Here is a 19,841-nt window from a genome sequence, read left to right on the forward strand (position 1 = left end):
TCTTGGACAACGCCGGTTTGGCGCGCCACTTGGGATTGCCGGTGGTGGTCGTGGTTGGCATGCGCTTGGGTTGCATTAATCACGCGCGCCTGACCGTCGCGGCCGTCGAGCAGGCCGGATTGCGCTGCGCCGGTTGGATCGCGGTCTGTTTGAGCGAGGCAATGCCGGGTTTCGAGGGCAATCTGGCGTATTTGCAAACCCATTTGTCGGTTCCGTTACTGGGCGTATTGCCTCACCGGCTGGCGCCGGATTTCGCCGAATTGGGGCAACATCTATGCCTGCCAAACTGGCAAATGTTTGATTTACGTCAAAATTTTTAAAGCGTGGATGACGACAATGGCGGCCACCATCCGAGGGCAGGGCGACTAGCTTGGCCTCTCGTGAAAAGGAGACGATGGTGGCGCCGGTTTGAAGGGCCGGCGGCCTGAACTTAAAAGTCCGCATGGACTGATTGCCGCTGGCGGAATCCGGGACGAATTCGCGCGGCGCATCCTATATAAAAAAACAACCTGGAGGCGTTTTATGGCTTTAATTACTTGGACCGCGGATCAGTATGGCACCGGCGTGGGCTTTGCCGATTCGGAGCATCAGACATTGTTCGGTTTGTTGAACAAACTGTACGATGAGGCAACCGGCGGCGCGGCGCGCGCGACGATCGGCGCCTCACTGGATGCTTTGATCGCTTATGTAGTCGATCACTTTGCTCATGAAGAACGGGAAATGCTGGCCAAGGGGTTCGGTGGTTACGATCGCCACAAGGCTGAGCACGAGGCCATGGTCGGTATTTGCGCCGATTTGCAAAAAAAATTCCACGCCGGCCAAGCCGAAGTGACCGAGGAAGTCGGGCAATTGGTGAAAGGCTGGTTGGATAGCCATATTCCGACGTTCGATAAGTCGTATTCGGACGCGCTGAAATAACGACTAAGCCGTCAGGCCAAAACGGCCACAAAGGCTTGCGAGCAGCAATGTTCGCAAGCCTTTTTTACGTGTAAATTGCCGAAACGGGAAAACCTCTTCTGGTTTGCCGCTCTGCGATGGGGTAAAATTGCTCAGTTTATTTAAGACAATTATCTGTAAAAGGAACCGCGGGCCTCGCCGGTTGGGTGCGCAATGTTACAGAAGATATAACGCATACAAGTTTATAACTACTAGTGGGGAGGCTGCTCCGTGAAGAAAACAAAGCAACTGCTCGCGTGTCTGGTTTTGATGGCCTGGGGCCTGGAGGCGGCGCACGCGGACTACACACTCAATCTTGTGCAAGGTGTGACACAACTCAGTCATGAGCTGTACGATTTGCACATGCTGATCCTTTGGATATGCGTATTCATCGGTGTCGCGGTGTTCGGTACGATGTTTTACTCGATTTTCCATCATCGAAAATCAAAAGGGCACGAAGCATCGCAGTTTCATGAAAACACAACGGTCGAGATCATCTGGACCATTATCCCTACGCTGATTCTGATCGGTATGGCGATTCCGGCAACCAAAGCCGTGGTCGATCTGGACGGAACCCAGGAATCCGAGATGAGCATCAAAGTCACCGGGAAACAGTGGTATTGGGACTACGAATACCTGGATTCCGGCATTCACTTCGAAAGCCATTTGGACGAAGCCAGTGAAAAAACCCACCGGGTCAGCACGATGGACCCGCGCGCGGTACCCAACTACCTGCTGAACGTAGATAAACCGTTGGTGGTCCCGGTCGGTAAGAAAATCCGCTTTCTGTTTACCGCCGCCGATGTGATTCACTCTTGGTGGGTTCCCGATCTGGGCTGGAAAAAAGACGCCAACCCCGGTTTCGTTAACGAGGCGTGGACCCAAGTCGACAAGCCCGGCGTGTATCGCGGTCAATGCACCGAGTTGTGTGGTCGGGATCACGGCTTCATGCCGGTGGTCGTGATTGCAATGGAACAGGAGCAATACGACGCTTGGGTGAAAACCACGCTGGAAAAACAAAAACAAGCACCGGATTTGAGCAAGTTATCCCGGTCTTCGCTGCTGATTAAGGGCGAGTCGGTTTATTTGAAAAACTGCGTGGCTTGCCATCAAATTGACGGCAAGGGCATCAGCGGTTGGTATCCTGCCCTGAGCGCTAGCCCGAAAGTGACCGGCAATGTCGATCAATTGATTGGCTTTGTTCAAGCCGGTACCAGCAAAATGCCGGCGTTCAAGAAATTGCCCGCCGATGAATTAGCCGAATTGGTGACCTATCTGCGGAATTCCCCAAATCTGGGCAACAACGTCGGCGATGAGTTTCAACCTTGTCAGGCTCTGACACTCGACGATTTCGACGATTTGTATCCGGATATCGACGATGCGGCTCAACAATGTAAAGAGAACGGCGAAGTCAAACCCAAGGTCGTCGCTGAAAACAAAGCCGGCTCTTGATTTGAACCGGTTTTCTAGGGTTGAACTCACTATCTATTATTTCTTGAGGTATTACGTATGACTGCTGTCGTAGCTGAACATGATGATCATCACGATCACCACGATCACGGCCCGGAGAAGGGTTTTCTGCGCTGGATAATTACTACCAACCATAAAGACATCGGGACGATGTATCTGGTGTTTTCGCTGGTGATGTTTTTCGTCGGCGGTAGCATGGCCTTGGTTATTCGGTCGGAACTATTCGAGCCGGGATTGCAATTCGTCGATCCAAATTTCTTCAATTCGATGACCACGATGCATGCGCTGGTCATGGTGTTCGGGGCGGTAATGCCGGCCTTCGTCGGCTTGGCCAACTGGATGATTCCGATGATGATCGGTGCGCCGGATATGGCGCTGCCGCGAATGAACAACATGAGCTTCTGGATGCTGGTGGCCGGTATTTTGTTGATCGCCAGCACCTTGTTCATGGAAGGCGGCGCGCCTTCGGCCGGTTGGACGCTGTATCCGCCGCTGGTATTACAGACCGGAAAAGCCCTGCCGTTCGCGATCTTCGCGGTCCACTTACTGGGTGTGTCGTCGATCATGGGTGCGATCAATGTGATCGCGACCATTTTCAATATGCGCGCCCCGGCAATGACCTTGATGAAAATGCCGTTGTTCGTCTGGACCTGGCTGATTACCGCATTCCTACTGATCGCGATCATGCCGGTTTTCGCCGGCGCGGTGACCATGCTGTTGACCGACCGTTTCTTCGGCACCAGCTTCTTCGATGCGGCTGGCGGTGGCGACCCGGTGTTGTATCAACATATCTTTTGGTTCTTCGGCCATCCCGAAGTGTATGTGATGATTCTGCCGACCTTCGGCGTGGCTTCGACCATTATTCCGGTGTTTGCTCGGAAACCGTTGTTCGGTTACGCGTCGATGGTGTATGCGACCGGTGCGATTGCCTTTCTGTCGTTCATCGTTTGGTGCCATCACATGTTTACCGTCGGCCTGCCGATTGCCGGCGAGCTTTACTTTATGTATGCGACGATGCTGATCGCGATTCCGACCGGCGTGAAAGTCTTCAACTGGACCGCGACGATGTGGAAGGGCTCGATGACTTTCGAAACGCCGATGCTGTTTGCGATCGCGTTCGTGGTGTTGTTTACGATGGGTGGTTTCACCGGCTTGATGATGTCGGTCGCGCCGGTTGATTTTCAATACCACGATACGTATTTCATCGTGGCTCATTTCCATTACACGCTGGTACCTGCTTCGGTCTTCATCTTGATGGCCGCGGGTTACTTTTGGCTGCCTAAATGGACCGGACATATGTACAACGAGAAAATCGGCAAACTGCATTTCTGGTTGTCGGCGATTTCGGTCAACATCCTGTTTTTCCCGCAACATTTCTTGGGTCTGGCCGGCATGCCGCGCCGTATTCCGGACTATGCGATTCAATTCGCGGATTGGAACATGGTGTCCAGTATCGGCGCTTTCATCTACGGCTTCAGCCAATTGTTGTTCGTCTATATCGTCATCGATACCATCCGCGGCGGTACCGGCGAGAAAGTCACCGACGAAGTTTGGGAAGACGCCAGCAAGCACAGCTTGGAGTGGACCGTAGCGTCTCCCGCGCCTTACCACACTTTCGCGACTCCACCTGAAAAGATTCCGACAGAGCATTTTTAGTTGCTTGACGGATGGCTTGGACGGCGGCCCCTGTTGGCGCGAGCCGACAGGGGCTCCGCGAGGATAGAGATGAATATCAAGACAAAAAACATATTGACCGCAGTGGCCTTGGTGGCGGTTGCGTTGACGATTTATGTGTTCGCGGTGATGAAGGCCATGTCGCAATGAGCGGCGAAGAGTTGCGCGGTAAAAACGTCAGACTGGCGGCGAAATTGATCGGCGTGGCGGTACTGATGTTTGGGTTCGGTTATGCGTTGGTACCGCTTTACGATGTGCTTTGCGAACTCACCGGACAAAACGCCACGCTGGAAAGCGTGGCCAAGACTGAATCCGAGTTCAAGGTTGACGAAAGCCGGGAAGTTACGATGGAGTTTTTGACTTCGTTGAATCGCTCGGTACCGATGGACTTCAAGGTGGAAACGCCCAGTCTGAAAATTCATCCGGGACAATATTATTCGGTGGGATTCAGAGCGAAGAACTTGAGCGATCGTAGGATTAAGGTACGCGCGGTAGCGACTTACACGCCGGGGTTGGTTAAGGAATATGTTACCAAGGTGATTTGTTTTTGCGAGTTGGAACAGATATTCGCCCCCAACGAAGAGAAGAACATGACGGTTCGTCTGGTGGTCGATCCGAAGCTGCCCGATCGCTATAAAAACATTACGCTGTCTTACACTTTTTTTGAAATTACTGAAAAATCTGAAAATTAACGAAGGGGAAGGTTATGTCTACAAACACAGCTTATTACATCCCGCATAAAGCCACTTGGCCGGTGATGGCCACCGCCGGTTTGATGCTGACGCTGGCGGGCTTTGCAAACCATTTGAATGGCAACTCGATCGGCTCCGGCATGATGTTGGCCGGGTTCGTGGTGTTTCTGGTGATGTTGGGTGCGTGGTTTGCGTTGCAGGCTACCGAAAGCGAGTCCGGCATGTACAACCACGGCGTCGGTATTTCCTACCGGATGGGGATGATGTGGTTCATTTTTTCCGAGGTGATGTTCTTTGCGGTGTTTTTCGGCGCGCTTTGGTACACCCGCAATCTGTCGGTGCCTTGGTTGGGGGCGACCGACGGCGAGTTTATCAGCGGACCGGGGCGTTCGACCTTTACGTTGTGGAATGGTTTTAGCTCGACTTGGCCCACCAACGGTCCCGGTAAGGTCGGCGGCGAATTCGAACCGATGGGCGCCTTCGGTTTACCGTTGCTCAACACCTTGTTGCTGTTATCCAGCGGTGTTACCTGCACTTGGGCGCATCACGGTTTGTTGGCCAAGCATCGCGGCCAACTGATCAAAGGCCTGTTGGCGACCGTCGGTTTGGGCTTTTTGTTTGTTGCCTGCCAAGCCACCGAGTATTACGAAGCCTACCACGAGATGGGTTTGACGCTGGGTTCCGGCATCTACGGCTCAACCTTTTTTATGTTGACCGGTTTCCACGGTTTCCACGTTTGTGTCGGTGCGATTATTCTGTCTGTCGTGCTATTCAGAAGCTGGAAAGGCCATTTTACGCCGGAAAACCATTTCGCTTTCGAAGCGGCCGCCTGGTATTGGCACTTTGTCGACGTGGTCTGGCTGGGCTTGTTCGTCTTTGTTTACTTGATGTAAGCGCCGGACTTGATCGCCAAAAAAGCGCGCTCGTCGCCGAGCGCGCTTTTTTTTTGCCGGTGTTTATTTGTCAGGGGTTTGCGGAGCGGATGAAGTCGGTTTTTCGCCGGTATGCATTCTGACACCCAGGCCGTGCGGTTGAATCAGGCCGGTGGCCAAGGCCAGGACCAGCAGAATAAACAAACCCAGCGACAATCCAATCCGGAACGTCAGCGCTTTGGCGGTTTTACGCGAGTCTTCGTCGCTTTTATGCCTGACCAGATGAAACAGCGCCGAGCCCAGGCTGACTAAAATGGCGAGAAAAGCGACAATAACGAATATTTTGATCGGCATGGCGGGAATATGGGCGCAAAAGCGCCATTCTCGACGATTCCCAAGGGCTTGCCAATACTAGGGCGGTTTTCGATGGTTAAATTTCAGCTGCTTCGCATCGAGTGGCGCTGCTCGCCGGCTTTGTTGCTGGCTTATCTCGCGATGATGGTTTTGCTGTGCAGCCTGGGGTTCTGGCAATTGCGCCGAGCGGACGAAAAACAAGCCTTGCTGGATGCGCAACAGGCCGCCCAGCTGTCGGTCGCGCTGGATTTGAACCAGCGGATACCGGGAGAGCCGGAGCTCGAGGCGAGCCGGTATCGCAAGGCGACCTTACGAGGGCATTACGACGACGCCCATCAAATATTACTCGACAATCAGGTTCACGAGGGGCGGCCAGGGTATTTGGTGTTTACGCCGTTTTTGCCCGTGAACGGCCAAGCGGCGATCTTGGTCAATCGCGGCTGGTTGCCGCTGGGCCGCGATAGGCGAATAGTTCCGGATTTGAGTATCGAAACGCCGGTCGAGCAGGTGGGGGGGCGTATCAACCGTTTTCCCGATGTCGGTATTCGTCTGGCGGGCGGCGGAACGCCGGGCGAAGGCTGGCCGGCACGCACCCAATATGTCGATTTGGCGGCGCTCGGCGTCAAATTCGGCTACGCGCTGGCACCTTTCCAGCTGGAATTGGATGCGGACCAACCGGCCGGCTATCTGCGGGAGTGGCACATCAACGTGGTCATTCCGCCGGAAAAACACCGGGCCTATGCAGTACAATGGTTCGGTTTAGCGCTAACGTTAACCCTCCTAATGTTTTGGAACAGTCTTCGTAAACCTCGTGAGTAAACAACAATTAAAAAAAAATCGTCTCACCATTTTAGGGATCTTCGCCATGACGGCGATTCCGTTCACCATCGCTTGGTATTTGGCGGCGCATCCGGACACAGTCAGATTGGGGACCAACCACGGTGAGTTAATTCAGCCACCGATGCGGACCGAACCGGCGAATTTTGTCGGAGCCGATACGTTTTCCCAAGAAAATCTGGGCGAATTGAAGGGACATTGGGTATTAATCAACCCTGTATTTGCCGCCTGCACCCAGGTATGCGCCGATGCGTTGCATAAATCTCGGCAGATCGGCCTGATGATAGGCAAGGATATTGCCCGAGTAAGGCGCTTGGCCTTGCTGAGCGACGTACAGATCGCACTGCCTAGCGAATGGCGCGACGATGCACGTCTGTTGAAGGCGCTGCCGGTCGACGGCTTGCGGGTAGGACTGACGGGCACTGGTCCGGTGGCGGTTGAAGGCGCCCTGATCATCATGGACCCGCTCGGCAATCTGATGATGAAGTACCCGCCCGGATTCGATCCCTACCAAGTCAGAGACGACTTAAGCAAACTCCTCAGAATTTCGCAAATCGGTTAATAAACATGTTCAGAAGATTACTAATGTGCGGAGCCGTGCTGGCGCTGCTGGTCATCGTGGTCGGCGCCTATGTCCGCCTCAGCCACGCCGGCTTGGGTTGCCCGGACTGGCCGGGCTGTTACGGTAAGGCCGTCGTCGCCGATACCGACCAATTCAAAGCCGATGCGGCGGCCAAATTTGCCGGACAGACGGTCGATGTGGCCAAGGCCTGGAAGGAAATGGCTCACCGTTATCTGGCCGGGGCGCTGGCGTTATTGGCGTTGCTGACGCTGCCGTTCGCGTGGCGCGAGCAACGGCGCGGCCTCGCCGTCGGCTGGGCGCTGGTTATCCTGTTGCTGATTGCCTGCCAAGCGGCGTTGGGCATGTGGACCGTGGCCTCCAAGGTTACTCCGGCTATTGTCACCGGGCATTTGTTGTTGGGATACACGACGTTTTGGGCGTTGGTTTGGGCTTATCTGCGCATGAATCCGACACTCAGCCGGCGTTCGGATAGCTCCGGGCCGAGTTGGCTGACCGGATTGGCGATGGTTGTGGTGCTGGCGCAGATCGCGCTGGGCGGCTGGGTCAGCAGCAATTACGCCGGACTGGCCTGCGACGATTTTCCGCGCTGCCATGGACTTTGGCTACCGGCGGCCGACTACTGGGACGCATTGAACCCGTTTCGTCCGGAAGGGCAGTTGTTGAGCGGAGCCGCGCTAGCGGCGATTCACGCCGTTCACCGCTTGTGGGCCGGCGTGACCTTCTTGGTCTTGAGCGCGTTGATGCTGGTGGCGACCGGCGAACGGTATCCGAAACCGGTACGGCTAGCCGGCAATCTGGTCAGCCTGTTTTTGCTGTTGCAAATTGTCTTGGGGATCTTCAGCGTCAAATATGGTTTGCCGCTGGGATTGGCGGTTGCGCACAACGCGGTGGCGGCTTTGCTGATGGTGCCGCTATTAGCCATCGGACTGTACAGTCGTTACGGTTTCCCCGAAGCCGAAGCCGAAGCCGAAGCCGAAGCCGAGGTTGCTGTCGGTGAATTGCCGATTCCGCTAACGGCCGATGAGGTCGAATTGGCGCCGCCGCCCGCCGAAGCACCGGCGGCGGAGAGTTTGTACCAACGCCTGAGCAATCAACTGCGGAAAACCCGCGGCGGTTTCGGATCGGTATTGGGCAGCTTGGCGTTTGGCAAGAAAGCGGTGACCAAGGGACTGCTGATCGATCTGGAGGCGAGTTTGCTGATGGCCGACCTTGGCATCGAAACCACGACGCAATTGATCGAACATTTGCAACAGTCGCTGGAGAGCGAACAACTGGCCGACGGCGACGCCTTGCTCGATGCGTTAAAGCAGCAACTGCTGACGATATTGAAACCCTGCTCGCAACCTCTGAAAATTCCGGAACGGGAGGGGCCGTTCGTGATACTGGTGGTCGGCGTCAACGGCGTCGGCAAAACCACGTCGATCGGTAAATTGGCGAAACGCTTGCAGCAACAAGGCCATAGCGTGATGCTGGCGGCCGGCGATACCTTCCGGGCGGCGGCGGTCGAGCAGCTACAGACTTGGGGCGAGCGGAACAATGTCGCGGTCGTGGCCCAGCACACCGGCGCCGATTCGGCATCGGTGATTTTCGACGCCCTGCAGTCGGCCAAGTCCAAGGGCGTGGACGTGTTGATCGCGGATACCGCCGGCCGTTTGCATACCAAATCCAATCTGATGGATGAGTTGAAAAAGATTAAACGGATCATGGCCAAGTTGGACGACAGCGCGCCGCATGAAGTGCTGTTGATTCTGGATGCCGGCACCGGCCAGAATGCGTTGTCCCAAGCCAAATTGTTCAACGAAGCGGTTGGTTTGACAGGTCTGGCTCTGACCAAACTGGACGGTACCGCCAAGGGCGGTATCATTTTCGCGTTGGCCAATCAGCTGCACATTCCGATCCGCTTCATCGGCGTCGGCGAGAGCATCGACGATTTGCAGGATTTCGACGCCGAGCAGTTTGTCGAGGCCTTGTTCGCTAAAGACTGACACCATGCTTAAATTCGAACACGTCAGCAAACGTTACCCCGACGCCGGCGAGGCGTTGATCGACGTCAGTTTTCATTTGCAAAAAGGCGAAATGGCGTTTCTGACCGGGCGGTCCGGTGCCGGCAAAAGTACGTTGCTGAAATTGATTGCGATGATGGAGCAATGCACGCGCGGCAATATATTCCTGGACGGCCAGCTCATCAATCGGGTCAGTGAGCGTAAGGTGCCGTACTTGCGGCGCGGACTCGGCCTGATCTTTCAGGATTACAAATTGCTGAACGATAGGACTGTGTTCGATAACGTGGCGTTGCCGCTGGTGGTATCCGGCTATCAGGCTCAGGAAGTGGCGAGACGGGTGCGGGCTTCGCTGGACAAAGTGGGACTGTTGGGCAAGGAGCGCAAATATCCGTTGGCGCTTTCCGGCGGCGAACAACAAAGGGTCGGCATCGCCCGAGCCATCGTCAATAAGCCCAAGTTGATTATCGCCGACGAGCCGACCGGCAACCTTGATCCGGATCTGTCGGCCGAAGTCATGCATATGTTCGAGCAGTTCAAGCAGGTTGGGGTGACGGTGTTGATCGCCACTCACGATATCGAGCTGGTTCACGTGCTCGGCTATCGGGTGCTGACCTTGGACAAAGGCCATTTGGTGGCGAGTTGACGATGAGACAGGTACAACGCAAACATTTCGGCCAGCGTCTCCGTGACCGTTTCCAGGCTTATTTGTTGAATCACGCCCATGGCCTGTTTTCCAGCCTTGGACGCTTGACCCGTTCGCCGTTCACGTCGGCGATGACGGTGCTGGTGTTGGCGATTGCGGTGTCGTTGTCCGGCGGCTTTTACATCGGCGTTGCCAATATCCAGCAATTGACCGGAAATCTGGAAAGCAGCAATCAAATGTCGTTGTTCTTGCACGACAACGTTACCGATGCAGCCGGTCAGAAGCTGGTTGAGCAGTTGCAGCAAAATCCCAGCGTCGAAGCGGTGAAGCTGATCACTAAAAAGCAAGCGTTGGACGAGTTCAAGGCCAATAGCGGTTTCAGCGATGCGCTGAACGCCCTGGAACAAAATCCGTTGCCCAGCGTGATTCAAGTGCAACCCAAGCACACTCTGGAATCCAACGCAGACATCGAAAAACTGATGGCGGAGTTCAAACAATTGCCGCAGGTGGATTTTGTGCAAGTGGACATGCAATGGGTGGCCCGCTTGCAGACCATCATGACCATTGCCAGCCGTGGCGTGATGTTGGTCAGTCTGTTGCTGGGTTTTGCGGTGACCTTTATCACCGGCAACACCATACGCCTGGAATTGCAGAACCGTCAGGACGAAGTCTATATTTCCAAACTGGTCGGCGCTACGAATGCCTTCATTCAGCGGCCGTTTCTCTACACCGGGTTTTGGTTGGGCTTCATCGCCGGCTTTCTGGGCTGGCTGATCGTGACCTTGATGCTGCTGATCCTGGAATCACCGGTCGAGAAATTGTCGGTACTTTACAACAGCGCCTTCGAGTTATTGTTTCTGAGTTTCGGCGAATTTTTGCTGTTGCTGACCATTTCGTCGGCGCTGGCGGTCTGCGGCGCTTGGGTCGTGTTGAATTACCAACTGCGCTTGCTGAAACCGGAGTAGTCGAGATGAGCTTTTGGGAAACCAAGACGCTGGCCGAAATGACCACCGAAGAGTGGGAATCGCTGTGTGATCGCTGCGGCAAATGCTGTCTTAACAAACTGGAAGATGAAGATACCGGCGAAATCGCGCTGACGCGAGTCGTCTGCGATTTAATCGATCTGGACACTTGCCGTTGCACCCGTTATGCCGAGCGCTGCGTATTGGTGCCCGATTGTTTGGACTTGAAACAACACGATTTCAGCGCGTATCACTGGATGCCAGACACCTGCGCCTATCGTTTGCTGCTGGATGGAGAGCCATTGCCGGAATGGCACCCGTTGGTTTCCAGCCGGCCGGAAACGGTGGCGGAAGCGGGGATTTCGGTGACCCGTTTCGCGATCAAGGAAGCGGAAGTAGACGATTTGGAAGACCACATCATCGCTTGGTTGCCGCCGAAATCCAGGGATTAGCGATGTCAAATGTCGCCGTTGTTCGCTCTTAACCTATTTTCCGGAAGGTTGAACTAAACTCGTGGTCAGTCGGAACGGAATAGGCGGAGCGTATGAAAGTTTTAGTCGTCGACGATAGCAAGGCGATAAGGCAATTGGTGGCGGAATGCCTGAGTGAATTGCGACATCAAGTGGCCTTTGCCGAAAACGGCGCGGAAGCCCTGCAATACGTTGCCGACCAAGATGTCGATCTGGTTTTGATGGACGTTGAAATGCCGAATCTGGACGGCTTCGAGGCGACCAAGGCCATCCGTGAGTTGCGAAAATCCGATTGGTTCCCGATCGTGTTCTTGACGATGCGCAGTGACGACGATTCGTTCTGTCGGGGCATACTGGCGGGTGGCGACGCCTATTTGCAAAAGCCGCTGAATCCGTTGCGTTTGCGCTACACGATGGTGGCGATGGAGCGAATTTACTTGATGCGCCAAAAGTTGCAAAAGTCTCAACAGCAGCTGCAATTGGTCAACCAGGAACTGGAGTGGCTGTCGTTGAGCGATCAATTGACCGGCTTGGCGAATCGCCGTCGCTTGGATAGTGTGTTGAAGCTGCAATTTGCGCTGGCGCAACGCAATAATTCGGTACTGTCGGTGTTGGTTTGCGACATCGACGAGTTCAAGAAGTACAACGACAGCTACGGACACCCGCGCGGTGACGAATGCCTGGTCGAAGTGGCCAAGACCCTGTCCGATCTGCTAAGGCGCAGCACCGACTTGATCTGCCGCTACGGCGGCGAGGAGTTCGTCGCGGTTTTGCCGGCGACCTTGCTGGTAGAAGCGCGTGAATTGGCGGAACGGATGCGCCACGCGGTCCAGGCTCTGGGTATTGTTCATGCCGCGTCCGGCTACGGGCGCGTCACGCTCAGCATCGGCGCGGCCGCGCACCTCGGCCAATACTCATCGCCGGATGAGTTGATCAAGGCCGCCGATGCCGCGTTGTATCGCGCCAAGCAGTTGGGCCGCAACCGGGTGGAAATAGGCTGAATATGTTCAGGCCCAAGGATTTCATAGAAACAGGCGAGCAGCTGATTTTCGCGGTGGTCGCCGACGGTCTGGAGGCCGGCCGGATTCTGTGCTTCCTGCGCTATGCGTTTTTGGACGGCGCTTGGCGCAAAGTCGATAGCGATAGCGCCAACGCCCTGTTGGCGGCGCATTATCCGCAATACCTGCATTACTCGACGCGCTTGGACGCCCGCTTGCATGCGGTGCCGCAAACCGCGGTGACGCGTCATTTTCATCCCAGACAAATCCTGCACCGCTTACTGGAAGTCGAGCCCACTGATCCGGTGCTGGCCGACTTGCACGGACTCTGCGCGTTGTTTCGCCAATACGGCTTGGACTTGGCGCAGTTTGGCGTGACCGGTTCGTTGCAGGTCGGCATGCAAAAACACAGCTCGGATATCGATCTGGTCTGTTACGACCGCGAAATCTTTCACAAGGCCCGTAACGTCGTGCAATGCTTGATCGCCGAGGATCATTGCCAGGTTCTGGACGATGCGGATTGGTTGGAAGCCTATCGGCGCCGCGCCTGTGATTTCGCGCTCGACGAATACATTTGGCATGAATTGCGAAAATACAATAAGGCCATGATCAACGGCCGCAAATTCGATCTGACCTTGCTGACCCCGACGCTAGCGAGCGAAACGCGCGTATATCGCAAACTGGGTAGCGTCGAACTGCAAGCCCGAATCAGCGACGATTTTCACGCCTTTGATTATCCGGCTATTTTTTCTATCGACCATCCGCAAGCGGACAGCATCGTCTGTTACACGGCGACTTACTGCGGGCAGGCGCAGGCCGGCGAAGTCGTCGTGGTCGCCGGTTTGCTGGAAATCGACGATGCCGGCCGGCGGCGCGTGGTGGTCGGTTCCAATCGCGAAGCGCTGGGCGAATATATCAAGGTATTGCGCTGATGGTCGCGGCGGTTGCCGGCCTGATTCTCGATCTGGACGGTCTGGCGATCGATAGCGAATCGACTTACCGGGCGGCCTGGCGTTCCGCCGCCGCGGAAATGGGTTTCCGTTTCTCGGAGGAGGACTGGACAAGCCTGCTCGGTTTGTCCGGGGCGGGCGTGTTGGCCGGGCTGGCGACACTGGCTGGCGCCGATTTCGACGAGGCGCGATTTCGCCGGTTGAGCGGCGAAGTTTGGCTGGCGATAGTTGAAACCGACGGTATCGCGGTCAAGCCGGGGCTATCGGAATTGCTGGAGGCTGCGCGATCCGCCGACATTCCTTATTGCATCGCCACCAACAGCCGAGCGACGGCGGCGCGGCGCAGTCTGGCCTATGCCGGTCTGGCCGAGGCGTTTCCGTTACTGGTGGCGGTCGATCAGGTGGCGCGGGGTAAGCCGGCGCCCGACGTGTATCTGGCGGCGGCGGAAAGGCTGGGTTTGCCGACGTCGGCCTGTCTGGCGCTGGAAGATTCGCCGGTAGGCGTGGCGGCGGCGGCGGCGGCAGGCATTCGTTGCTGGCTGGTGCCCTCGGCCTATCCGGTCGATGCGCTGGCCGGCCGGCAGGCCGAACGGGTGCTGGCGGACTTGCGTGAAGTCGCCGATTTAATCTCGGCCGCGCGGTCGCTTCCGTTATAATGCCGCCTCGTTTTTTGGTCTTGGAATCCCGGTGGTGAAAGCGCAGTTCGAAACGGTCACGGTGGTGGCGCCAGCCCGATTACACATGGGCTTTATCGATTTGAGCGGTGGCTTGGGGCGGCATTTCGGCAGCATCGGCCTAGCGGTAGAGGAAATCAACACCCGCTTAACGCTGAGCGCCGCCGAGACGCTGACCGTGATCGGTCCGGAAACAGAACGCGCTGGCCGCTGTCTGGGGCAGCTGTGCGAGCGTCTGGGGGTCTCCGATCGGTTACGGCTGGCGTTGGAAACCGTGATTCCGGAGCACATCGGCCTGGGTTCCGGCACGCAGATGTCGCTGGCGGTTGGGGCCGCGTTAAGTCAATTTTACGGTCTGGGTTTGACAGTGCGAGATATTGCGTTGTTGTCGGAACGCGGTGCTCGCTCCGGGATAGGCATCGGAATTTTCGAAAAAGGCGGCTTGGTGGTCGACGGCGGCCGTGGTCCGGATACCAAAACCCCGCCGCTGATAGCGCAAATGCCGATTCCGGAGCAGTGGCGCTTTATCCTGGTATTCGACCAGCGCGGCCAAGGACTGCACGGCGAACAGGAAATTAGCGCGTTTAGCCGGTTGCCGCCCTTTCCGCAAGCCAGTGCCGAGCGCTTGTGTTACTTGTTGCTGATGCAGGGCCTGCCGGCGCTGGCCGAGCATGATTTGCCAAGGTTCGGCGCGGTGATTACCGAGTTGCAACGGGCGGTCGGCGAGCATTTCGCGCCGGTGCAGGGCGGAATTTTCACCAGCCCGGATGTGGCGGCGGCGATGACGATGCTGGAGCAGGCCGGCGCCGTGGCGATCGGCCAGACCTCCTGGGGACCTACCGGATTCTGCGCGGTGGAGTCCCCCCAACGCGCCGCCGAGTTGGTTCAAACCCTAGAAGCACGGTTCGCCCGATCGCCGCTCGGATTCTTGGTGGCCAGCGCGCGCAATCAGCCGGCCCGCTTGGTTTGCGAAGAACTTGCTTAATCGGCGCGTTCGACCAGCTGTTGCTCGATGCGGTCTTGATTGCCTAGATTATCCAACCACGCCACGCTGATTCGATCGCCAACATTGGCGCGCAACCGACAGACGAAATAGGGGTTCCTGGAAACGCTGCCGGCCATATTGACCGAAACAGTTGGCGTGCCGTTTAGCGCCAGTGTCAAGGTTTGAATGAAGTGGGCCGAAATCAGTGCGCCGTTGGCATCGCGGTTACGGCCGTTTTCCATCGGATGCTGAATCAAAATTCGAATTTCCCAATATTCCGCTAGCGCGCGACTTCTGATTTTAATCGTACTCATCAGCCGGTTCCGCAACCGCCGACGCCGACTTCCACGTTCCGCCGACCGCGCAGCCAAGTCGAGCCGCGCTTCGCCAAAACGACCACCTCCCCGGACCCCGCCATTTTGATATGGATGCTGGCAAACGCCAACGCAGGCGGCGAGAGTTCGATTTCGGCGACCAGCGGGTTGGGATTGTGAGCCACGTAGATGACGAACCGCTCGAGATCTTCCAGCGGACTGGCGATCGTGATCGGCACGAACGCACCGTTCTCGGCAACGGCCGGTAAGGTCAATTCCAAGCTTGACGCATCCTCGAGTCCCGGATCGGACAGTATTTCCAAGATTTCTTCCAGTCGGGTTTTGCTCAAAGACGCCCCCGGTGCTACCGGAGCCGCGAGTACGGCTCCGACGCCGGTGCTTAGTGCGCAAGCGCCAAGACTGAGGCCCACAGTGGCCAGGAAAGTGCGGCGGTCATAAGTCATGCCTAAATAACCCTGCTTTATTTGATGTATATCAAAATTTTTCGATTTTGGTTTGTTATCGTTAGTACCGTTGAAATTGTTTCAGCACCATCTACAACAACAAAACAGGAAGGTACAAAATGAATGAAGTTCAAGAAAAAGACAATTTTTGGCTCTACATCGCTCTGGCTGTGGTTATGGTCGCTGGTGCGGTTTTCATGGTGAAAAACGCGGAGCACGATAAATACGCCACCGCTGCCAAAAACATCGCCGAAGATTCGTCTAACTCTGCTTATCGTTCGGATGTGCTGCACAAAAACGGCCTGACCAAGTAAGGCTGTTACAGTTTTAGGGAGACGTCGCGAACTGCATTCTCCTATCCACTTGTGGGTTTGCGGCGGTGACAAGGAAGCTGCGTTAGGTCCCGCAACAAAAAAGAAACCTTGGTTTCTTTCAATTGGGGTTTTGCCGAGGTGTCCGGGCTTCGGCAAAACCCTTCCCGAATATGTTTCTGCCTACCTCAAGCCTGCGCTATGGCTTTTAATAGCATGATCGCCGAGTTCATGCCTTGGTGCAGGTTTTTTTCGATTTCCGCCATCGTAATTTCGCCGGCAACCACGCCAGCCGCCCAATTCGCCACCACCGACACATTGGCGTAAGCGATACCCAACTCGCGCGCCAGCGCCGCCTCCGGCATGCCGGTCATGCCGACTAAATCGCAGCCGTCGTTAGCCATGCGTTTGATTTCCGCTGGTGTTTCCAAACGAGGCCCTTGCGTGCACCCGTAAGTGCCGTGGTTTACGGTGGCGATGCCGGCTTGTTCGGCGGCGGCGATGATACGGGCCCGCGATGCCGGTGTGTAGGGTTCGCTGAAATCGATGTGGGTGACCTGTTCCAGGTCGTCGGCAAAAAAGGTATGTTCGCGGCCGTAGCTGTAATCAATCAATTGATCGGGAATTGCGATGATTGCCGGCGCCATCTCGCGGCCAATGCCGCCAACCGCCGCGACCGCAATGATTTCGGTAACGCCCAAGGCCTGCAATCCCCACATATTGGCTCGGTAATTGATTTTATGCGGGGGAATGCGGTGGGGATTGCCGTGTCTGGCCAAAAATATCATTTCGCGGCCGGCCAACTCGCCGAACAGGTAAGGCGCGGACGGCGTGCCGAACGGGGTGTCCACGCTTTGTTCGTCGGTGATGGTCAGGCCCGGCATTTGGGTCAGGCCAGTCCCGCCGATAATAGCCAAGCTCATAATACTTCCTTGCAGGCATAGACGCCCGCCGCGTTTCTCAAATAACCCTTGTAATCCATGCCGTAGCCGAACAAATAGTGGTTTTCCACGTTCAGGCCGACAAAGTCCAATGCGAGCGGTTTGGCGCCACCGAGTTGTTTGTCAAACAGCGCCGCCGTGTAAACGGCTTCGGCGCCTTGCTGTTGGCAGTAATCGACGATGGCGCGCAAGGTGTGGCCTTCGTCGAGGATGTCGTCGACGATCAGCACGGTACGCCCCGCCAGCGGTGTGGTCGGCGTAAACAGCCAGTGAATTTCGCTGCCCGAGGTGGCGTTGCGGTAGCGACTGGCGTGGATGCTGTCCAGCGTCAACGGAAAATCCAGGCGTGGCAATAGTTTGCCGGTGGCGATGATGCCGCCGTTGATCACGCATAAGATCAATGGATTGCGGTCTTGCAACGCGGCGCTGATTTCAGCCGCGATCCGGTCCAGCGCGGATTCGACTTCGGCGCCGGAATGTAGCAGCCGCGCGTTGCGTTGCACGTCGCCGATTTCATCAAGCATGGGATTCATAAAGCTCTTGGAGTTGTTTGGAGATTTGTTGCCATTGCGGAAGTTGCCGCAGTTGGTCGCGACTGTACCCGGCCTGGCCGCGCATGGACCGCAACCTCGCTTCGCCGGCCGGCCGTTGGCGAATCGGTAAATCGTCCAGGACCTGTTCGGCCGCCGCCGGATTATTGCAAACCAACACCATGTCGCAGCCGGCTTCCAACGCCAACCGCGCCCGGTCCGGATAGTCGCCGATACCGGCCGCGCCGTTCATGCTCAAATCGTCGCTGAATATCGCGCCGTTAAAGCCCAATTCGCCGCGCAGTATGTCTTGCAGCCAGACGCCGGAGAAGCCCGCCGGCATCCTGTCGATGCGCGGGTATACCACATGGGCCGGCATCACGGCTTCCAGGCCTTGGTCAATCAGCACCTTGAACGGCACGAGATCTTCGGCGCGGATGCTGGCCGGATCGCGTTCGTCGATCGGCAAGGTCAGGTGCGAGTCCAGCGCGACCGCGCCGTGGCCGGGAAAATGCTTGCCGGTCGCGGCCATGCCGGCCGCGCGCATGCCGGCGCGGAAGGCACCGGCCAGTTGGGCCGCCAGCGCGGGGTCGGTGGCAAACGAGCGGTCGCCGATGATTTCGCTGACGCCGCGATCCACGTCCAGCACCGGCGCGAAACTAAAGTCCACGTCGATCGCCAGCAGTTCGGCCGCCATTAGCCAACCGGCGGCTTCCGTCAATTCAGGTTTGTCGGCATACTTGGCGGCCGCCGGCAGTCGAGTGAAGCCGTGTTGAAAGCGTTGCACTCGGCCGCCTTCCTGATCGACCGCGATCAAAATGTCGCCGCCACGCGCCTTGCGAATCTGGGCGATCAAGGCTTGGATTTGCTCCGGATGTTCGAAATTGCGGGCGAACAGGATCAACGCGCCTGTATTGGGGTGGGCGATTTTTTCCCTCTCCGCGGCCGTCAGACTAAACCCGTCGATGTCTATCATGACCGGGCCGATGGCTGGTGCTTTCATGGTGATAAATGTCTAAATTGGAATATACTTTCTGCGCTTTAACGCGACATTATATGAGGAATCCCTGTGCGTACTTTGATTTTGTTGATTAGCTTGATGCTGTTGCCCGGTTTGTCCGCCGCGAATTCCGGCGAAAAAAAGGCCGATGAAAGCGCCGGCCCGGTCATCGAATATCTGGAATTGAAGCCGGCCTTTACCGTCAACTTGGCCGAGCCGAAAAAATACCTGTTGTTGAACGTGCAGTTGCTGGTGGAAGGCGCCGAGCCGGTCGAAAAAATCAAAAAACACATGCCCCTGCTGCGTCATGAAATGATCATGATGCTGAGCGGCTTGCATGCCGCCGATCTGCAAACGATGGAACAACGCGAAGGTTTACGTTTGAAAACCAAGCAAATGATTACCGATTTGCTGACCAAGATTCAAAATCCGGACGGCTTTCGAGACGTCTTTTTCTCAGAATTCCTAATCCAGTAACCTGCCTCGTAGGGCTTGGCGCATTTGGCCGATGCGCCGTTCCGCCTGATCGCCGGTATAGGGTTGCGCCGGAAACTTGCCCCACACCGGCGCCGGCCAGGCCGGATCGGTCCGATAGCGGGCGATATGATGGATATGCAATTGCGGCACCAGATTGCCGATGGCCGCGACATTGAGTTTGTCGGGCCGAAATATCGCCGCCATCGTTTCCGCCAGTTGGCAAGATTCCGCCAGCCACAAAGTCCGTTCCCGATCGTTCAATTGATATAACTCGGTCAAGCCGCAGCGTTGCGGCACCAGAATAAACCAGGGATAGGCGCTGTCGTTCATCAGCAGCAGCAGGCTCAGCTCGAAGCGGCCGACTTCGTGACAGTCTTGTTGTAATTGCGGGTGGAGCTGGAAAGCGGACATGGCTTGCTCGGTTCTATGGCTTCAGTGTTGTAATGTGGGTCATGCGCCATGATACCGGCTAGCACCAGTCCAATGAAAGCTCGGTCGGCGTTTTCGCCGGAACGGCTCTTGAATCGGTCGGCCCTCGGTTTGCGAATCCGTGGATTTCGTCGAGTCATTCAGGGACATCCGACTCGGTATACAGCGTCGGGACACTGAATGGCCCAAAGCGCAATCAATCGAATGCGGCATGTCCCAATCCGGCCGCGCGATTCGATTGGCGGCTTTCGGGGACACCCGCTTGGTGCCGA

25 protein-coding genes are annotated in these 19,841 nt (G+C 56.4%); 18 read left to right on the top strand and 7 right to left on the bottom strand.

The window, feature by feature from the left end; translation table 11 throughout:
• From bioD to AC3B8H_RS08115, 6 genes are all read left to right on the top strand, one after another.
• Window positions 1-320: ATP-dependent dethiobiotin synthetase BioD (gene bioD, locus AC3B8H_RS08090; protein ID WP_488441090.1), on the top strand; the 320-nt coding region annotated here is incomplete at its 5' end.
• A 202-nt stretch (window positions 321-522) separates the two neighbouring features.
• Entirely contained in the window at window positions 523-918 is a 396-nt protein-coding gene (locus tag AC3B8H_RS08095; RefSeq protein ID WP_488441091.1) for a bacteriohemerythrin, read from the top strand.
• 249 nt (window positions 919-1,167) lie between these two features.
• Window positions 1,168-2,388, top strand: coding sequence for a cytochrome c oxidase subunit II (coxB, locus tag AC3B8H_RS08100; protein WP_488441092.1), 1,221 nt, complete (start codon window positions 1,168-1,170; stop codon window positions 2,386-2,388).
• 57 nt (window positions 2,389-2,445) lie between these two features.
• Window positions 2,446-4,062 (top strand): cytochrome c oxidase subunit I, encoded by a 1,617-nt coding sequence (gene ctaD / locus AC3B8H_RS08105; RefSeq protein ID WP_488441093.1) that lies wholly within the window; start codon window positions 2,446-2,448, stop codon window positions 4,060-4,062.
• 164 nt (window positions 4,063-4,226) lie between these two features.
• Window positions 4,227-4,772, top strand: coding sequence for a cytochrome c oxidase assembly protein (locus AC3B8H_RS08110; protein ID WP_488441094.1), 546 nt, complete (start codon window positions 4,227-4,229; stop codon window positions 4,770-4,772).
• Between the two features lie 14 nt (window positions 4,773-4,786).
• Complete coding sequence (locus tag AC3B8H_RS08115; protein WP_488441095.1) at window positions 4,787-5,665, top strand: cytochrome c oxidase subunit 3; 879 nt, start codon at window positions 4,787-4,789, stop codon at window positions 5,663-5,665.
• A 63-nt stretch (window positions 5,666-5,728) separates the two neighbouring features.
• On the opposite strand, the gene AC3B8H_RS08120 is transcribed toward AC3B8H_RS08115, so the two are convergent.
• Window positions 5,729-5,998 carry a twin transmembrane helix small protein gene (locus AC3B8H_RS08120; RefSeq protein ID WP_488441096.1) on the bottom strand — a complete coding sequence of 90 codons (270 nt, stop codon included), beginning with the start codon at window positions 5,996-5,998 and terminating at the stop codon, window positions 5,729-5,731.
• 72 nt (window positions 5,999-6,070) lie between these two features.
• Between AC3B8H_RS08120 and AC3B8H_RS08125 the strand changes: the two genes are divergently transcribed.
• From AC3B8H_RS08125 to AC3B8H_RS08170, 10 genes are all read left to right on the top strand, one after another.
• Window positions 6,071-6,817 carry an SURF1 family protein gene (locus AC3B8H_RS08125; protein WP_488441097.1) on the top strand — a complete coding sequence of 249 codons (747 nt, stop codon included), beginning with the start codon at window positions 6,071-6,073 and terminating at the stop codon, window positions 6,815-6,817.
• A 46-nt stretch (window positions 6,818-6,863) separates the two neighbouring features.
• Window positions 6,864-7,397 carry an SCO family protein gene (locus AC3B8H_RS08130; protein ID WP_488441098.1) on the top strand — a complete coding sequence of 178 codons (534 nt, stop codon included), beginning with the start codon at window positions 6,864-6,866 and terminating at the stop codon, window positions 7,395-7,397.
• A 5-nt stretch (window positions 7,398-7,402) separates the two neighbouring features.
• On the top strand, window positions 7,403-9,403 hold the full coding sequence (gene ftsY, locus AC3B8H_RS08135) for a signal recognition particle-docking protein FtsY (RefSeq protein WP_488441099.1): 2,001 nt from the start codon (window positions 7,403-7,405) through the stop codon (window positions 9,401-9,403).
• Window positions 9,404-9,407: 4 nt separating this feature from the next.
• Entirely contained in the window at window positions 9,408-10,064 is a 657-nt protein-coding gene (ftsE, locus tag AC3B8H_RS08140) for a cell division ATP-binding protein FtsE (RefSeq protein ID WP_488441100.1), read from the top strand.
• Between the two features lie 2 nt (window positions 10,065-10,066).
• Window positions 10,067-11,029, top strand: coding sequence for a permease-like cell division protein FtsX (ftsX, locus tag AC3B8H_RS08145; RefSeq protein WP_488441101.1), 963 nt, complete (start codon window positions 10,067-10,069; stop codon window positions 11,027-11,029).
• A 5-nt stretch (window positions 11,030-11,034) separates the two neighbouring features.
• The gene (locus AC3B8H_RS08150; RefSeq protein WP_488441102.1) at window positions 11,035-11,478 is read left to right on the top strand and encodes a YcgN family cysteine cluster protein; all 444 of its coding nucleotides are present in this window, start codon (window positions 11,035-11,037) and stop codon (window positions 11,476-11,478) included.
• 92 nt (window positions 11,479-11,570) lie between these two features.
• A complete protein-coding gene (locus tag AC3B8H_RS08155) occupies window positions 11,571-12,497 on the top strand; it encodes a diguanylate cyclase (RefSeq protein WP_488441103.1) in 927 nt (308 codons plus the stop codon).
• A gap of 2 nt (window positions 12,498-12,499) precedes the next feature.
• Window positions 12,500-13,426: a hypothetical protein gene (locus tag AC3B8H_RS08160; protein WP_488441104.1), complete on the top strand. Its 927-nt coding sequence runs from the start codon at window positions 12,500-12,502 to the stop codon at window positions 13,424-13,426.
• Window positions 13,426-14,100: an HAD family hydrolase gene (locus AC3B8H_RS08165; protein ID WP_488441105.1), complete on the top strand. Its 675-nt coding sequence runs from the start codon at window positions 13,426-13,428 to the stop codon at window positions 14,098-14,100. The genes AC3B8H_RS08160 and AC3B8H_RS08165 overlap by 1 nt, the downstream gene beginning before the upstream one ends.
• A 34-nt stretch (window positions 14,101-14,134) precedes the next feature.
• Complete coding sequence (locus AC3B8H_RS08170; RefSeq protein ID WP_488441106.1) at window positions 14,135-15,103, top strand: beta-ribofuranosylaminobenzene 5'-phosphate synthase family protein; 969 nt, start codon at window positions 14,135-14,137, stop codon at window positions 15,101-15,103.
• Here AC3B8H_RS08170 and soxZ read toward each other — a convergent pair.
• Both soxZ and AC3B8H_RS08180 read right to left on the bottom strand, forming a co-directional pair.
• Window positions 15,100-15,417: a thiosulfate oxidation carrier complex protein SoxZ gene (gene soxZ, locus AC3B8H_RS08175; protein ID WP_488441107.1), complete on the bottom strand. Its 318-nt coding sequence runs from the start codon at window positions 15,415-15,417 to the stop codon at window positions 15,100-15,102. The genes AC3B8H_RS08170 and soxZ overlap by 4 nt on opposite strands.
• Window positions 15,417-15,767 (bottom strand): thiosulfate oxidation carrier protein SoxY, encoded by a 351-nt coding sequence (locus tag AC3B8H_RS08180; RefSeq protein WP_488441108.1) that lies wholly within the window; start codon window positions 15,765-15,767, stop codon window positions 15,417-15,419. Before AC3B8H_RS08180 ends, soxZ begins: the two co-directional genes overlap by 1 nt.
• A 233-nt stretch (window positions 15,768-16,000) precedes the next feature.
• On the opposite strand from AC3B8H_RS08180, the gene AC3B8H_RS08185 reads away from it, so the two are divergent.
• Window positions 16,001-16,195, top strand: coding sequence for a hypothetical protein (locus AC3B8H_RS08185; RefSeq protein ID WP_064030470.1), 195 nt, complete (start codon window positions 16,001-16,003; stop codon window positions 16,193-16,195).
• A gap of 185 nt (window positions 16,196-16,380) precedes the next feature.
• Here the strand turns inward: AC3B8H_RS08185 and AC3B8H_RS08190 are convergent, their stop codons facing one another.
• Genes AC3B8H_RS08190 through nagZ form a run of 3 tightly spaced genes read right to left on the bottom strand, consistent with a single transcriptional unit; the run spans window position 16,381 to window position 18,666 of the window.
• A complete protein-coding gene (locus AC3B8H_RS08190; RefSeq protein ID WP_488441109.1) occupies window positions 16,381-17,115 on the bottom strand; it encodes an S-methyl-5'-thioinosine phosphorylase in 735 nt (244 codons plus the stop codon).
• Window positions 17,112-17,657, bottom strand: a complete 546-nt coding sequence (locus AC3B8H_RS08195; protein ID WP_488441113.1) for a hypoxanthine-guanine phosphoribosyltransferase — start codon at window positions 17,655-17,657, stop codon at window positions 17,112-17,114. Before AC3B8H_RS08195 ends, AC3B8H_RS08190 begins: the two co-directional genes overlap by 4 nt.
• Entirely contained in the window at window positions 17,650-18,666 is a 1,017-nt protein-coding gene (nagZ, locus tag AC3B8H_RS08200) for a beta-N-acetylhexosaminidase (RefSeq protein ID WP_488441110.1), read from the bottom strand. Before nagZ ends, AC3B8H_RS08195 begins: the two co-directional genes overlap by 8 nt.
• 66 nt (window positions 18,667-18,732) lie before the next feature.
• On the opposite strand from nagZ, the gene AC3B8H_RS08205 reads away from it, so the two are divergent.
• Complete coding sequence (locus AC3B8H_RS08205; protein ID WP_488441111.1) at window positions 18,733-19,140, top strand: flagellar basal body-associated FliL family protein; 408 nt, start codon at window positions 18,733-18,735, stop codon at window positions 19,138-19,140.
• Here AC3B8H_RS08205 and AC3B8H_RS08210 read toward each other — a convergent pair.
• Window positions 19,129-19,551, bottom strand: a complete 423-nt coding sequence (locus AC3B8H_RS08210; RefSeq protein ID WP_488441112.1) for an HIT domain-containing protein — start codon at window positions 19,549-19,551, stop codon at window positions 19,129-19,131. The genes AC3B8H_RS08205 and AC3B8H_RS08210 overlap by 12 nt on opposite strands.
• Between the last annotated feature and the right edge of the window lie 290 nt (window positions 19,552-19,841).

This window comes from Methylomonas sp. BG-2 (genome assembly GCF_057766305.1).